Consider the following 15,184-nt stretch of genomic DNA (forward strand, 5'->3'; position numbering starts at 1 on the left):
TTCCCCATAGTTGGGGAGTCATTACGCCCAGCGCAAATACCGGCCGCAAATCTCAGGTGACGGGTTCTAGCACAGGTGCGACGTCGACGCTGACATCCATCTTCTGCGCGCTCGACCCCAGCACGACCCCATCGATCGGCGCGATCTCGCCGTAGTCGCGTCCGATCGCCATGACGATGTGGTCGCCCGCCATCCAGATCCCGTTGGTCGGATCGACCCCGACCCAGCCGAGCTCCGGCCCGCACCACAGCAGCACCCACGCATGCGTCGCATCCGCGCCGACCAGCCGCGGCTGGCCCGGTGGCGGGAGCGTGCGAATATAGCCCGAGGCATAGGCCGCGGGCAGCCCCGCCGCGCGCAACCCCGTGATCATGATCTGCGCGAAATCCTGGCAAACGCCGCCGCGCTTGACGAACGCCTCGTGCGGGGGCGTGTCGACCAGTGTCGCATGCGGATCGAACGCGAAGTCGTTCTGGATGCGCTGTGCAAGCGCGATCGCGGCATCGAGCGCGGGGCGATCGGGGTCGAGATCGATCGCGCAATAGTCCGCAATGTCGCGATCGAGCGGGATCAATGGCGACGGGAAGAGATAGCTCGCCGGCCCCGCCGGCGACGCATCGCGGCTGGCGCGCGCCGCTGCGGCGATGTCGTGCAGCCGGGGCGACCCGTCCGACGGCATCGGGATCGGGCGGTCGATGTCGATCCGCGAGATGCTCTCGATCACCAGATGCCGGACGGGCTCGTCGACCACCAGCCGGACGACGTTGGCGAGCCCCGCTTCGGCGCGCGCGGGGGCAATGCGGCCCGCGGGGGAAATGCGCAGGTCGTAATCGAGCAGCGTCTGGCCCGACCAGTGGATCGGCTTCAGCCGCAGGTTGCACCGCGCGAACTTGACGTTCCCGCCGTAGTCGAACCGCGTGATGTGGCGAATGTCGTAGATCACGCGAGCACCATCCCCGCCGCGCGCAGCGGCTCCGCGCCTTGCAGGAAATAGCGCCGCGCGATCGCCTCGGACAATTGGAACAGCCGCCGCTCGACATCGCCTAGGATATCGTCATCGAGCGCGGCCGCGGTCGCGGTCGTGATGATCGCCTGCAACACGGTGCCCTGCGCCTGTTGCGGTTCTTCCATCCCGTCGTCCTCAAGCACGGGTAAGTCCTTCAGATGCTCGCAGATCCGAACGATCTGATACGCCAGCGAGCGCGGATTGTTGGGGTCGAGCGCGACCAGGTCCACCACCGGCACGCGCGCGAGGCCCGTCAGATAGCGCTGGCGATAGCTGATCTGGCTGTCGGCGAGATCGAGCAGCGTCGACAGATCGTCCCCGCTCGCGCGCGCCAGTCCGAACGCGCGGACCGCGCGCGTCATGCCCGTCGCCCGTTCGAGCCGCCGCCCGAGATCATGGAACCGCCACGATGCGGTGCGCCCCATATGCTCGGCGGACAGCCCCGACAGCGCCGCATACCTGCGTTGAAGCGAGCCCGCGCGGTCGAGCATTCCGCCCCGGCTCGGGAAGGGCGCGTCGAGCAAGCGGATCACGTCGGCGGCAAGCCGGTCACGCGACCCCTGCCCGATCCCGCGCGCGAGCCGGTTGATCGTGCGGACGCTGTGCCAGTCGCCATCCTCGAGCGCGGTGCGCGCGAAGGCGGACAGGTCCGCGCGGCGCAGCGTCGGGGGCTGCGGTGCGCCACCGCCGTTGACGACCAGCGACACCAGCCCGCCGACCGTTTCCGCCCCCAGCGCCGCACCCGCATCGGCGTCAATCGAATTGCCCAGCATCACGCGGATGATCCCGAGCAACGCCTCGCCGCGCTCGAGATAGCGCCCGAGCCAGAAGAAATTGTCCGCAACGCGGCTGGGGAGCGTCCCCGGATTGCGCCGCACATGGATCGTATCGGCAGGTTGTAGCAGCGACACCGGCGGCACCGTCTCACCGCCGTGGACGACCACGTCGGCGGACCATGTCCCCTGCCCCATCACCGACGCGCGCGGATCGGGATGCTCCGCGATCCGCGCGAAACCGCCGGGAAGCACCGTCCAGCCGCCATCCCCGCCGCGCGCGGCAAAGACACGCACCGTGAACGGGCGCGCAGCCAGCCCGCTGTCGGTGACGACCGGCATGGTCGACAGGCGGACGATTTCCTGCCCGACATAATCCTGCGGGCGCCGTTCCATATCCGCGAGCAGCGCGGTGCGTTCGGGGCCGGTGATCTCCGACCCCGGCCGGGCGATCCCGTCGGGCAAGCCGAGCGGTGCGACCCCGAACGCCGAGCCGATCAGCATCGTGTCGAAATCCTCGGTCACGCAGGCGCGCGCGGCGTCCTGCCCGCACCACCAGGTCGCGATATTGGGGAGGATCAGGTCGCGCCCGGTCTCGCGCGCGGCGATCCGCGGCAGAAATGCGCCGAACGCGGGCGATTCGAGCACACCCGCACCGGGGGCGTTGGCAATGACGAGATTCCCCGCCGCCGCCGCATCGATCAGCCCCGCGACTCCGATCCGCGAATGCGAATCGAACGCGAGCGGATCGAGCAACCGCGGGTCGACCCGGTTCCACAGCGCATCGACGCGTTTGAGGCCGCCGATCGTGCGGACGTACAGCTTGTCCTCGAGCGCCGCGAGATCCGCCCCCTCGACCAGCAGGAACCCGAGATAACGCGCGAGATGCGCCTGTTCGGCATAGCTCGCGCTATACCGCCCCGGCGTGAGCAGCCCGATCCGCGGCTCGACCCGGCGACATGCCGCCGCCAGTCCGTCGCGGAAGGCGGCGAAGAACGGCGCGTGCCGCTGGACGTTGAGCCGCGCCTGCAACCCGCCGAGCGTCCGCGCGATCGCGAGCCGGTTTTCAAGCGCATAGCCAGCACCCGCGGGCGCGCGCAGATGATCCGCCAGCACGCGCCATTCACCCGTCGGTCCACGCCCCAGATCGATCGCAACGAAATGCAGGTGATGCCCGCCCGGCGGGACCAGCCCTGCCATCGGGCGCAGAAAATGCGGCGATCCGCCGACCAGCGCGGCGGGCAGAAGCCCGCGCGTGACGAGGCTGGCGTCGCCGTAAAGGTCCGCCGTGATCGATTCGAGCAGATCGGCACGCTGGACGATCCCCGCCTCGATATGCCGCCATTCGTCATGATCGATCAGCAGCGGCACCGGGGAAAGCGGCCACGGCCGTTCCTCGCTTTCGCCGATGATGCGGAAGCCTGTGCCGATGTCCTCGGCATGGCGCTGCACCCGGTCGCGCGCCTGGCCGAGATCGTCGCCCGCGATTGCGGCGAGTTCCTCGAACATCCCGCTCCACGCGGGATCGGGCTGCGCGCACAGCACATCGCCCGACGTCGCGCGCGCGCGATATTCCGCGATCCAGCGCGCGGCGTGCGTTCCGGCGTCGAGCAGCGAGGGGGCTGGGGCGGTTGCCATCAGTTCGCTCGCTGTTCGGTTGTACGACCGTGCCGACGCGGCCCCGCGCAGTCGACGCGAGCGGCTGCCCGGCGCTGTGCGCCCGCCGACGCATGGGTGCGGCAGAAGAATGGCGTGACGATCACTCGGGCCCCTTTGATCCCCGGAGGACTTGGCCACAAGTCGCTCGCATGTGCAACACGCCAATCAAAGATCGGGAAGAACCTGATTCGCAATTCCCCAACCGGCAAGATCGGGGGAGGCCGCGCGGACGATCAATTCGTCCGCATCCCCAACGCTCCAGCGGTTCGCTCGATCCAGGTCGCGCAGTTCCGTCCAGGATACGGGCGCGGCAACGGGCGCCCCGATCCGCGCGCGTGCGACATAGGGCATCACCGCGGTCGCGCCGCGCTGGTTGCGCAGCCAGTCTATAAAGATCCGCCCTTTCCGCTTCGCCTTGGACATGGTCGCGACGAAGCGCGCGGGCTCCGCCTCGCCGAGCGCGCGCGCGAAGCGGTCCGCAAAGTCCTTGACCGCGGGCCATTCGGCCTCTGGCGTCAGCGGCACGACGACATGGACGCCCTTGCCCCCCGAAAGGAGCGCGAAGCTGACCAGCCCGAGTTCGGCGAGATGCTCCTTCAAATCCTCGGCGGCCTTCTTGACCACGTCGAACCCCAGATCCTCATCGGGGTCGAGGTCGAACACCAGCCGGTCGGGCTTTTCGAGCGTGGCGATCGACGATCCCCAGCCGTGGAATTCGATCGTCCCCATCTGGACGCAGGCGACCAGTCCATCGGCATCGTCGACGTAGAGATATTCCTCGGTCGACCCGTCCTTCTCGAGGATCGGCACCTTGTGGACCTGATCCTCCTTGAAGCTGCCCGCGTCATGTTTCTGGAAGAAGCATTGTTTCGCGCGCCCCTGCGGACAGCGCACCAGGCTGATCGGCCGGTTCCCCGCGAAGGGCAGCATGATCCCGGCGACCTTGGCGTAATAGTCCGCGAGTTGGCCCTTGGTGACGTTCGATTCGGGAAAAATCACGCGATCGCGGTTGCTGACCTTCACGTTGGTCTTGGGGACTTCGCCGGTTTCGACGGGGGTTTCGACGGGCTTTTCCGCGACGACTTCGGATGCCTTCTTGTCCTCGCGTAGCCCCAGGAAGCTCGAATGGCGCAGCACGCCGTCGGGCGTTGTCTCGGCGAAGGCAACCTCGGCAACGAGCTTGGGAGTGACCCAATGCGCGCCCTTCACCGCCGCGCGCGGCGCCTCGACCGTCGGGGTCTTGCGCTCGATCTTCTCCAGCCGCTCGCGCAGGTCGAGCATCGTCGCGGTATCGAAGCCGGTCCCGACCTTGCCCGCATAGACCATTCCGTCCGGACCGTTGACGCCCAGCAGCAACGACGCGAACCCGCGCGTCTTGGCGCTCGGGGTCCAGCCGACGATGACGAACTCCTGCCGCTGGATGCATTTGATCTTGAGCCACGCCTGCGTGCGCTTGCCGCGATACGGCGCGTCCGCGCGTTTCGACACGACGCCTTCATAGCCTTCGCGACACATCGTCTCGAACAGCGCCTCGCCCTGCCCGATGACATGATCCGAATATTGGATCCGCGCGTCTTTGCCATCGATCAGCGGCTGAAGCCGGTCCTTCCGCGCGCTGTTGGCGAGCCCGGTCAGGTCCTCCCCGTTGAGGGCGAGCAGATCGAACGCGAAGAAGGTCATATCGCCGCCCGCCGAGATCGCGTTCTTCAAGGTCGAGAAATCCGGCTTGCCGTCCTTGAACGCGACGATTTCGCCGTCGAGCAGTGCGGTGTCGACAGGGAGCCTGGCGGCGGCATCCGCTATCTTCTGGAACTTGTCGGTCCAGTCGAGGCCGGAGCGGGTGAACACCTTGGCCTTGCCTTTGGCGACGGCGATCAGCGCACGATAGCCGTCGTATTTGACCTCATGCAGCCACTGGTTCCCGGTCGGCACCGAATCGACCAAGGTGCAGAGCTGCGGATCCTGAAACTCCAATTCCTCCCCGGCACGGGGAGGGGGACCGCCCGGCTTCTTCAGCCGGGTGGTGGAGGGGGCCTTCCCCGAGCGCGACGCTGCCTTCCCGCCCCCTCCACCATCTGCTGAAGAAGCAGATGGTCCCCCTCCCCGTGCCGGGGAGGATTTGGTTGGCTTTTTCCCCTCGGCGATCTCCACCATCGTCCTGCCGGTCGAAACACTTGTCAGCGCGGTCTCGACCAGTACGTCGGTCCCGCCCGCTTCGGCATCGCCGACCTTGCGGAGCAGCCAGTTCTCGCCCTTCTCCTTGCCGCGCGGTTTTAGGCGGATCAGCATCCACTCGCCCTTCATCCGCTCGCCATTGAGGACGAAGTGGAGGTGGCCGTGCTCGAGATCCTTCGCGCTCTTGCCCGCGATCGGTGACCAGGTGCCGCTGTCCCACAGCATCACCGTGCCGCCGCCATATTCGCCCTTGGGAATCGTCCCCTCGAATTCAGCGTAGGACATCGGATGATCCTCGGTCCTGACCGCAAGCCGCTTCTGGTCGGGATCGATGCTGGGGCCCCGCGTGACCGCCCAGCTCTTGAGCACGCCGTCGACCTCGATCCGGAAGTCCCAGTGGAGGCGGCTGGCGTCGTGCTTCTGCACGATGAAGCGGTTGCCGTTTCCGGGCGCGAGCGTTCCGGCGGGCTCCGCGGTTTTGGCGAAGTCGCGCTTGGCGTTATATTTCTCAAGCGGATCAAGGGGCATTTCTACTCCCCTCCCTGGAAGGGAGGGGTTGGGGGTGGGTCGCTCTGGAACGGGCGATCGGTGCCTCTGCGGGCCGACCCACCCCCTGCCCCCTCCCTTCCAGGGAGGGGAGAATGACACACGTTACGCACGCTTCTTCGCCGGTGCGCGCTTGGCGGGGGCCTTCTTCGTCGCCGGCTTGTCCTCGGTCTTGGCGCCGCTCGCCCCCATCGACTTCTTGAGCGCCGCCATCAAGTCGACCACGTTCGACCCCTTGGCCGATGCGTCGTCGTCCTTCTCCTCGATGATCTTGCGCCCCTTCGACTTGCGCTTGCGCTCGATCAGGTCACGCAACGCATCGACATAGCGATCGTGGAAGTCCTGCGGATGGAACGCCCCGCTCTTCTTCTCGATCAGCGCTTCGGCCAGATCCATCAGGTCGGCGTCGGGCTCGTCGTCGGGAATGTCGCGGAAATAGCCCTGCGCCTTGTTGACCTCGTCCGCATAGCGCAGCGTCTCGAGCACCATCCCGCGCCCGCATGGCTTCAAGCTCACGACATATTCCCGCCCGCGCATCGCAAGTTGTCCCAGCCCGACCTTCTTGGTCCGCCGCAGCGCCTCGCGCAGCACGATGAACGCCTCCTCCGCCAGATCGTCGGCGGGCACCACGAAATACGGCTTTTCGTAATAGAGCACGTCGATCTCGCTCGCATCGACGAACTGCGTCAGCTCGAGCGTCTTCTTCGATTCGAGCTTTACCGCGTCGATCTCGTCCTGTTCGAGCAGGACATAGGAGCCCTTTTCATATTCGAAGCCCTTCATGATCTCGTCGGTGTCAACCGGGCCGACCCCGGTGACGACCTTGTCGTAATGGATCGGCTTGCCGCTCGGCTCATGGATCTGCTTGAAACTGACCTGCGCGCCCGATTTGGTCGCGCTGTAGATCTCGACCGGGATCGACACCAAAGCCAGCCGGATCTGTCCTTGCCAATAGGCGCGTGCGGCCATTGCGATCGGTCCCTTCGTTGCGAGACCGATTCAATTCTTGGCGCGCAGAGTCGTTCCGGTCATCCTAACGAAAGCGCTGGTGATCACGCGCGCCATGCCAAATTGAAACGATGAATACCTTCGCGTGAACACGATAAAGAATAAGATACTGCTCGAAAGTCCGCTTCCGCAGGGTGCGGCTGCCGGGCAAGAAGGGATACATTCGCGGGTTCGCGCCAAGCTCTTCACAGGCGCGACGCAATTCGGCGACAAAACTGATCGCGCGGCCCGGATTGTCTCGCGCTATCCAGTCGCCGATCGCTTCCAGATCGGCATCCGCACGCTGCGAGAAAACGACGATCAACGCTTTTCGGCCATCGCCGTATATTTCGCGGTCAACCGGTCGAACACCTCGTCTGCCGGGATCACCCGTCCCGCTACGATATCGGCAAGCCCTTGTTCAACAGCGGCACGATGGTCCGGGGACAGGCTGTCGAGATCGACCTCTTCGTCTTCCCAATCGTCCAGCCGCCAGATCGCCGCCTCGACCGCCTGCTCGAGCGACTCATAACGTCCGCTCGACACCAGCGCCTCGGCGTGCGCCTTGGCCGCCGCGCTGATCACCACCGATATCGTCATGGGCCAACCTCCACACCGATCATACGCGCGAAGCGGTGGCGATTGAAGCGGGTTTGTCCTAAAGCGCACCCATGTCCAGCGACCCCTTCCCCCTGTTCGACGCCTGGTATGCCGAGGCGCGCTCGAGCGAGATCAACGACTCGAACGCAATGACGCTGTCCACCGCCGATGCGGCCGGGCGGCCGTCGTCGCGGATGGTGCTGCTCAAGGGGCATGGCCGCGACGGCTTCGTCTTCTACACCAACCGCGAAAGCCGCAAGGCGCGTGCGATCGCGGAGAACCCGCAGGTCGCGCTGCTCTTCCACTGGAAATCGCTGCGCCGCCAGATTCGCATCGAAGGCGCGCTCGCACCTGTCAGCGACGCCGAGTCCGACGCCTATTTCGCCTCTCGCGGTCGAGATTCACAACTCGGCGCGTGGGCAAGCGAGCAATCGCGCCCGCTCGACACGCGCGACACGTTCGAGGCCGCGTTTACCGCAATGACCGAACGGTTCGCGGGCGGCGATGTCCCGCGCCCGCCGCATTGGGGCGGGTACCGCGTCGCCCCCGACCGCATCGAATTCTGGCAGGACCGCGCGCACCGGCTCCACGAACGCCGCCTGTTCACCCCCGACGCCGACGGCAACTGGTCGGAAGGACTGCTTTTCCCATGACCGAGGAACAACGTCTCGCAATCCCGCATACCGTCCGCGCAGCCCTCGCGAGCGTGGCGATGGCGTGCGGGCTGATCGCGCTCAAGACCTATGCCGCCTGGACGACCGGATCGGTCGCGATGCTCGGCAGCCTCGCGGATTCGGGGCTCGACCTGCTCGCCAGCCTCGTCACGCTGTACGGCGTGCGGCTGGCGGCGCAGCCCGCCGATCACGACCACCGCTTCGGCCACGGCAAGGCGGAGGCGCTCGCCGCTTTGTTCCAGGTCATGCTGATCACCGCATCCGCCGCCGGGATCGGCTGGCGCGCGGTGCTCGCGTTCGGGAGCAACGAGCCGACCAAGGGGGCCGAATTCGGCATCGGCGTCTCCATTATCGCGATCGTCGCGACGATGGGCCTGCTCGCCTATCAGCGCTCCGTCATCCGCCAGACCGGGTCGGTCGCGATCGTCGCGGACAACGTCCATTACCAGTCCGATGTGCTGCTGAACGGCTCGGTCATCATCGCGCTCGTGCTCGACCAGTATCTCGGCTGGCGCAGCGCGGATCCGATCTTCGGCATCGTGATCGCGCTATGGCTCGCCTATGGCGCGTTCCGCGCCTCGTCCAACGCGATCGATCAGCTGATGGACAAGGAATGGCCCGAGGACATGCGCCGCGACTTCATCGAAGTTGCCGCGCGCCAGCCCGGCATCAAGGGCATCCACGATTTTCGTACGCGGCATTCGGGCGCGCATGACTTCGCGCAATTCCACATGGAAGTCGCGCGCGACATGACCGTCGCCGAGGCCCATCACGTGGTCGAGAATGTCGAGGTCGCCCTTCGCCGCGCCTTCCCCAAGGTCGAAGTGCTGATCCATCTCGACCCCGAAGGCCATGTCGATACCGACAACCCGCTGGTCGAAGCCGACGTCACCCCGCACTGGTTTGGAAAACGGGTATGAAGCTCCCCATCGCACAGATCGATGCGTTCGCGACGAAGCCATTCGAGGGCAATCCCGCAGCGGTCATGCCGCTGACCGAATGGCTCGACGACGCGGCGCTCCAGGCGATCGCCGCCGAAAACAACCTCAGCGAGACCGCCTTCATCGTTCCCGACACGACCGGCGTGAGCGAGTTCGAACTTCGCTGGTTCACTCCGACGTCGGAGGTCGTGCTGTGCGGCCATGCGACGCTGGCGAGCGGGCATCATGTCCTGAGCAGCGACCCTGCCCTCACGACGGTGCGGTTCCGCACGCGCAAGGCGGGGATCCTGTCGGTGACGCGGGCGGGCGACGGCTATGAACTCGCGCTCCCCGCCTGGGCCGCCGAACCCAGCCCGCTGCCGCACATCGTCGCTGCGCTGGGCCTGAGCTCAGCGGTCGAGACCTTGTGGCACCCGCATCGCTATGCACTGATCGTCCTCGAGAATGCCGCGCAGATCCGCGCCTTGGACCCCGACTTCCGCGCGCTCGGCCGCCCGTCGGAAGCGGACCCTACGGTTTCGGGCAGCGCCGAACCCGACGTGCTGACGATCGTCACCGCACCCGGCGACGACACCGACATCATCAGCCGGGTCTTTGCCCCCGGCGCGGGGATCGACGAGGACCCGGTGACGGGGTCGGCGCATGCGGTGATGACCCCCTATTGGACGCAGCGGCTGGGCCGCGACCGTTTCACCGCCTATCAGGCTAGCGTGCGCGGCGGGCATCTGACGTGTCGGCTCGATGGCGACCGGGTCGTGCTCGGTGGCCGGTGCGTGACGGTGCTGGAGGGCGTCTTCTTCCTCTAGCGCGATACCGCGGCGGGCGCGTCGTCCCGTCCTATCCGCGACAGAAGGCCGACCGTGCGATTGTTTCGAAACCCCTTCAAGACCGAGCGCATCCCGCCGACCACGCCACCCGACAGCCGCGTCTATGCGGTCGGCGACGTGCACGGGCGGCTCGACCTGCTGCTGGACCTGCTGGCCCGGATCGAAGCGGATCGTTGCGCACGCCCCTGTGCGAACGAGCGGGTCATCTTCCTCGGCGACCTGATCGATCGCGGTCCGCATTCCTGTGGCGTCCTGCAACTGCTGGCGCGCAATCAGGCCCATCTCCCCGATCCAGTGTTCCTGATGGGCAATCACGAGGAAATGCTGCTGCGCGTGCTTGGGACCGATCAGGAGAGCATTTTCGACTGGCTGAGCTTCGGCGGGTATGAATTCGCCGAAAGCTATGGGATCGATGTCGATGCGTTCGAGACCGCGGACGCCGCGACCGTGGCGCGCATGATCCGCGCGGTCGTGCCCGAACGCGACCTCGCCTTCGTCGCACGCTTCGAGGACTCGTTCCGCTTCGGGGATTATCTGTTCGTCCACGCCGGGATCAAGCCGGGCATTGCGCTGGAAGACCAGAAAGCCGTGGACATGCGCTGGATCCGCGAGGCGTTTCTGGACAGCCGAGTGCAGCATCCGGCGTTCGTCATCCACGGGCACACGATCAGCGCTACACCGGACGAGCGCGACAATCGGATTGGGATCGACACCGGTGCCTATGCCAGCGGCATCTTGACCGCAATCTGTCTGGAGGGGACCCAGCGCCGCTATATCACCGCACAGCGGCCCGCCTGAACGACAGGGGCAGTGCCACGCCGGCAGCGGCCGACCGGCGTTCCGTTCAAGCGCTTCCCTAAGGCCTTTCCCCGGCGAAGGCCGGGGCCAAGGAGCGAGCCGATCGTAATCCGCGCGCTACGTATCGTTACATCGGCCATCACGACTGGGCCCCGGCCTTCGCCGGGGAAGCCGGCGGTACAGAGCAATCGGCGTCTCGCCTCAACTACCCCGTACCGCCCGCTCGGCTTATTTCAGCAGGTCGACCGCGAAGATGCGGACCGTCTCGGCGATCTCGGGCCGGGTCAGCGCGACCGCAAGGTTGGCGGTCATATAGCCCGCCTTGTCGCCGCAATCGTACCGCTTGCCCTGGAAGGTCAGCCCGTGGAACGGCTGGTCGCCGATCATCCGCGCCATCGCGTCGGTCAGCTGGATCTCGCCGCCGGCGCCCTTGCCCTGCGTCTCGAGGATGCGCATCACTTCCGGCTGAAGAATGTAACGCCCAATCACCGCCAGGTTCGACGGCGAGGTGCCCGCGGCGGGCTTCTCGACCAGGCCCTTGACCTCGGTCAGCGCGCCGTCGCGCGTGCCCGGGGTGATGACGCCGTACATGTGCGTCATGTCGTCGGGGACTTCCTGCGCACAGATGATGTTGCCGCCGGTCTTTTCATAAGCAGCGACCATCTGCTTGAGGCACCCCGGCTCGCCGACCATGAAATCGTCTGCGAGCAGCACGGCGAACGGCTCGTCGCCGATGATGTCGCGCGCGCACCACACCGCATGGCCAAGCCCCATCGGCTCCTGCTGGCGGACATAAGCCACCGCGCCGGGTGCAAGGCGGGTCTGCTCGAGCAGCTTGAGCGACTTGCCGCGGGCGGACATCGTCGCTTCGAGCTCATAGGCGATGTCGAAATGGTCCTCGATCGCGGACTTGCCGCGACCGGTGACGAAGATCATTTGCTCGATGCCGGCTTCGATCGCTTCGTCGACCGCGTACTGGATCAGCGGACGATCGACGACCGGGAGCATTTCCTTCGGCACGGCCTTGGTCGCCGGAAGGAATCGCGTCCCCAGTCCGCCAACCGGGAAAACAGCCTTGCGCAGAGGTTTAATGGCCATCGCAATATTCCTTCGAGAACGTATCAATTCCCGAAGGCGTTACCGCGCCGCAACACGAATTTAAAGGGCGTTGACCCCGACAATATGCCGGTCCGGCTGCTTATACGGTAAAACTCTCGCCACACCCGCATGCGCCCTTGGCATTCGGGTTGTTGAAGACGAACCCGGCGGTAAAGTCGTCTTCCACCCAATTCATTGTTGACCCAATAAGATACAATATCGAGCCACCGTCGACGAACAATGTCCCGCCGGCGGTATCAATCCGTTCGTCGAACGGTTTCGCCTCGCTCACATAATCGACCGAATAAGCGAGGCCCGAGCAGCCACGCTTGGGGGTCGACAGCTTTACGCCGATCGCATCCGCCGGCGCGCGCTGCATCAGGTCCGCGATGCGCGCTTCGGCCGTAGGGGTCAGGTTGAGCGCGGCAGGCCGCGGGCGGGCGATCGTCGCCATTACAGCATCCCCAGTTCGAGTTTCGCGTCGTCCGACATCTTGGCGGGATCCCATGGCGGATCCCAGATGAGGTTGACCTCGGCCGAGCCAACCCCGGGGACCGACCCGACACGAAGTTCGACTTCGCCCGGCATCGATTCCGCGACCGGGCAGTTCGGCGTGGTGAGCGTCATCATCACGACGGCGTGTCCGGCCTCGGTTACTTCGACGCCGTAGATGAGGCCCAGGTCGTAGATGTTGACCGGGATCTCCGGGTCGTAAATGTCCTTGAGCGCTTCGATCACGCCTTCGTACACCGCGCCGCCGGGCGCACCCGCCGCTTCGACCTGCGGCTTTTGCGTCAGGAAGCCCTCGAGATAATCGCGCTTGCGCTCGAACGTCTCGGTTGCGGCTTCGACGCGGGCGCGCGGGGGCTGCTCGACGCCCGTCACCTCTTCGATCTCGATCCGGTCACTCATGTGAAAGTCCTACCCAAAAATTCGCGTCACGCGCTCGATCCCACGGACCAGCGCCTCGACGTCTGCGGCGGTGTTGTAGACACCGAAGCTCGCTCTAGCCGTCGCATCGACGCCGAGCGATGCCATCAGCGGCTGCGCGCAGTGGTGGCCGGCACGGACCGCCACCTTCGCTTCGTCCAAGATGGTGCCGATGTCGTGCGGATGCACCCCCTGAATCGAAAAGCTAACGATTCCAGCAGAATCCTCAGGCCCGAACAGCGTCAGCGAGTTGATCTGCGACAGCGCCTCGCGCGTCATCGTGACGAGCGCGGTTTCGTGCGCGTGGATCCGGTCGAGCCCGATCGATTCGACATAGTCGATCGCGGCATGGAGCCCCAAAGCGCCGACGATGTGCGGCGTTCCCGCCTCGAACCTACCCGGGGGCGGCGCGTAGGTCGTGCGTTCGAAGCTGACACTGTCGATCATCGATCCGCCACCCTGATAGGGCGGCATGACGTCGAGCAATTCGGGCCGCGCCCACAACACGCCGATCCCGGTCGGGCCGTACAGCTTGTGCGCGGAGAAGACGAAGAAATCGCAATCGAGCGCGGCCATGTCGACGCGCATCCGCGGGACCGACTGGCACCCGTCGAGCAGGATCTTCGCGCCTACCGAATGCGCGATCTCCGCCGCGCGCTTGCCGTCGAGCACTGAGCCGAGCACGTTCGAGACATGCGCCAGCGCGACGAGCTTGTGCTGCGGCGTGATCATCGCCGCCATCGCGTCGAGATCGATCCGGTGATCCGCGGTCAGCGGGAGCACGTCGATGTGCGCACCGACGCGCTCGGCGACCATCTGCCACGGCACGATGTTGCTATGATGCTCGAGCTGCGACAGCAGGATGCGGTCACCCGCCTTGAGCTGCGTCCCCGCCCAGCTGTGCGCGACGAGGTTGATCCCCTCGGTCGCGCCGCGGACGAAGACGATCTCGTCCGCGCTGCCCGCGCCCAGGAAGCTCGCGACTTTTCGCCGCGCAGCCTCATAGGCGAGCGTCATGTCGGCGGAGCGCTGGTAGACGCCGCGGTGGACGGTTGCGTAGGACGAGTCATAGGCGCGGGTGATTGCATCGATCACCGGCTGCGGTTTCTGTGCGGTGGCTGCGGTATCGAGATACGCCCAGCCGGCGGGGATCGCGGGAAAATCCGCGACATGGTCCAGCGCGGCGGTCCGGGTTTCAGTCATCACGTTCACACCAAACTCCCGTCATCCTGAACTCGTTTCAGGATCCAGCCCTCAACGAGTCCGGCCAGCCGGTGCGGCGCAGTGGATGCTGAAACAAGTTCAGCATGACGCTGCTGGTGGGAGGGCACCCCCCTCACAACAACCGCTCCAACGCCGCCTGCGCCGCCGCCTCGACCCGCACACGCTCGGCCGGATCGTCGATCCCGTCGAACACCGACCCGATGAATGCCCCCAGCAGCATCACCTTGGCCTGCGCCGGCGCAATCCCGCGCGACGCGAGATAGAACAGCGCATTCGCATCCAGCTCGCCCACGGTCGCGCCATGGGCGCACTTCACGTCGTCGGCATAGATTTCGAGCTCGGGCTTGGCATTCGCGGTCGCGGTGCGGCTGAGCAGCATCGCCTTCACGCTCTGCGACGCATCGGTCTTCTGCGCATGCCGCGCGACCGCGACCTTGCCGAGATACGACCCCGTCGCGCGCCCGCCAAGCACTGTACGCACCACCTGGTTGGAAGTGGCGTTGGGCTCGATATGATTGAGCGTGGTGACGATCTCGAGCGTCTGCTCCCCCGTCCCCAGCATCGCGCCGCCAAGTTCGAAATGCGAGCCCGAGTGGCATGTCACATCGATCGCAATGCGCCCGAAGCTCCCGCCGGTATTGAGCACATGAAACGTCGCGGTCGCGCCTTCGCGCAGGATCACGCGGTAATCGCGGATCGCAACGGTGTCGGTCGCGGCATCCTGCACGATGACGCGCGCGATCGATGTGCCGGCGGGCACATCGATCACTTCGGTCTGGACGGGCCAGACCGAGGCGACGGCCTCGAGGTTGCTATAATGCCACGTCTCGTCGCGACGGGTTGGGACGGCGAACACGCTCATCTCCCCTCCCCTTCAGGGGAGGGGCTGGGGGTGGGGAAGTGTCTCACGGAGAGCAGCGCTTGTGACAGCTCCACCCCAACCCCT

General features: G+C 66.0%; 15 protein-coding genes. 4 read left to right on the forward strand and 11 right to left on the reverse strand.

Translation table 11 applies throughout. From position 1 onward, the window contains the following. Positions 1–52: 52 nt before the first annotated feature. From AC3WJR_RS13285 to AC3WJR_RS13310, 6 genes are all read right to left on the reverse strand, one after another. A complete protein-coding gene (locus AC3WJR_RS13285; RefSeq protein WP_492725478.1) occupies positions 53–943 on the reverse strand; it encodes a transglutaminase family protein in 891 nt (296 codons plus the stop codon). Next, complete coding sequence (locus AC3WJR_RS13290) at positions 940–3,417, reverse strand: circularly permuted type 2 ATP-grasp protein (protein WP_492725479.1); 2,478 nt, start codon at positions 3,415–3,417, stop codon at positions 940–942. Before AC3WJR_RS13290 ends, AC3WJR_RS13285 begins: the two co-directional genes overlap by 4 nt. A gap of 186 nt (positions 3,418–3,603) precedes the next feature. Next, on the reverse strand, positions 3,604–6,141 hold the full coding sequence (gene ligD, locus AC3WJR_RS13295) for a DNA ligase D (RefSeq protein ID WP_492725480.1): 2,538 nt from the start codon (positions 6,139–6,141) through the stop codon (positions 3,604–3,606). A gap of 123 nt (positions 6,142–6,264) precedes the next feature. Next, on the reverse strand, positions 6,265–7,128 hold the full coding sequence (ku, locus tag AC3WJR_RS13300) for a non-homologous end joining protein Ku (RefSeq protein WP_492725481.1): 864 nt from the start codon (positions 7,126–7,128) through the stop codon (positions 6,265–6,267). A gap of 64 nt (positions 7,129–7,192) precedes the next feature. Then, a complete protein-coding gene (locus AC3WJR_RS13305) occupies positions 7,193–7,471 on the reverse strand; it encodes a type II toxin-antitoxin system RelE/ParE family toxin (RefSeq protein WP_492725482.1) in 279 nt (92 codons plus the stop codon). Next, positions 7,468–7,746 (reverse strand): ribbon-helix-helix domain-containing protein, encoded by a 279-nt coding sequence (locus AC3WJR_RS13310; RefSeq protein WP_492725483.1) that lies wholly within the window; start codon positions 7,744–7,746, stop codon positions 7,468–7,470. The genes AC3WJR_RS13305 and AC3WJR_RS13310 overlap by 4 nt, the downstream gene beginning before the upstream one ends. A gap of 71 nt (positions 7,747–7,817) precedes the next feature. On the opposite strand from AC3WJR_RS13310, the gene pdxH reads away from it, so the two are divergent. Genes pdxH through AC3WJR_RS13330 form a run of 4 tightly spaced genes read left to right on the forward strand, consistent with a single transcriptional unit; the run spans position 7,818 to position 10,986 of the window. Next, entirely contained in the window at positions 7,818–8,399 is a 582-nt protein-coding gene (gene pdxH / locus AC3WJR_RS13315; protein ID WP_492725484.1) for a pyridoxamine 5'-phosphate oxidase, read from the forward strand. After that, a complete protein-coding gene (locus AC3WJR_RS13320; RefSeq protein WP_354279167.1) occupies positions 8,396–9,340 on the forward strand; it encodes a cation diffusion facilitator family transporter in 945 nt (314 codons plus the stop codon). The genes pdxH and AC3WJR_RS13320 overlap by 4 nt, the downstream gene beginning before the upstream one ends. Beyond that, positions 9,337–10,167 (forward strand): PhzF family phenazine biosynthesis protein, encoded by an 831-nt coding sequence (locus tag AC3WJR_RS13325; RefSeq protein WP_492725485.1) that lies wholly within the window; start codon positions 9,337–9,339, stop codon positions 10,165–10,167. The genes AC3WJR_RS13320 and AC3WJR_RS13325 overlap by 4 nt, the downstream gene beginning before the upstream one ends. Before the next feature lie 54 nt (positions 10,168–10,221). Beyond that, positions 10,222–10,986: a metallophosphoesterase gene (locus tag AC3WJR_RS13330; RefSeq protein WP_492725486.1), complete on the forward strand. Its 765-nt coding sequence runs from the start codon at positions 10,222–10,224 to the stop codon at positions 10,984–10,986. A gap of 228 nt (positions 10,987–11,214) precedes the next feature. On the opposite strand, the gene galU is transcribed toward AC3WJR_RS13330, so the two are convergent. From galU to AC3WJR_RS13355, 5 genes are all read right to left on the reverse strand, one after another. Beyond that, complete coding sequence (gene galU, locus AC3WJR_RS13335; RefSeq protein ID WP_354279164.1) at positions 11,215–12,084, reverse strand: UTP--glucose-1-phosphate uridylyltransferase GalU; 870 nt, start codon at positions 12,082–12,084, stop codon at positions 11,215–11,217. Between the two features lie 100 nt (positions 12,085–12,184). Continuing rightward, positions 12,185–12,538 carry a HesB/IscA family protein gene (locus AC3WJR_RS13340; RefSeq protein ID WP_354279163.1) on the reverse strand — a complete coding sequence of 118 codons (354 nt, stop codon included), beginning with the start codon at positions 12,536–12,538 and terminating at the stop codon, positions 12,185–12,187. Further along, complete coding sequence (locus AC3WJR_RS13345) at positions 12,538–12,996, reverse strand: SUF system Fe-S cluster assembly protein (RefSeq protein WP_492725487.1); 459 nt, start codon at positions 12,994–12,996, stop codon at positions 12,538–12,540. The genes AC3WJR_RS13340 and AC3WJR_RS13345 overlap by 1 nt, the downstream gene beginning before the upstream one ends. 9 nt (positions 12,997–13,005) lie before the next feature. Then, on the reverse strand, positions 13,006–14,217 hold the full coding sequence (locus tag AC3WJR_RS13350) for a cysteine desulfurase (protein WP_492725488.1): 1,212 nt from the start codon (positions 14,215–14,217) through the stop codon (positions 13,006–13,008). 133 nt (positions 14,218–14,350) lie between these two features. Further along, positions 14,351–15,100 carry a SufD family Fe-S cluster assembly protein gene (locus AC3WJR_RS13355; protein WP_492725489.1) on the reverse strand — a complete coding sequence of 250 codons (750 nt, stop codon included), beginning with the start codon at positions 15,098–15,100 and terminating at the stop codon, positions 14,351–14,353. Positions 15,101–15,184 lie beyond the last annotated feature (84 nt).

The organism is Sphingomonas sp. FW306-05-A (assembly GCF_058782275.1).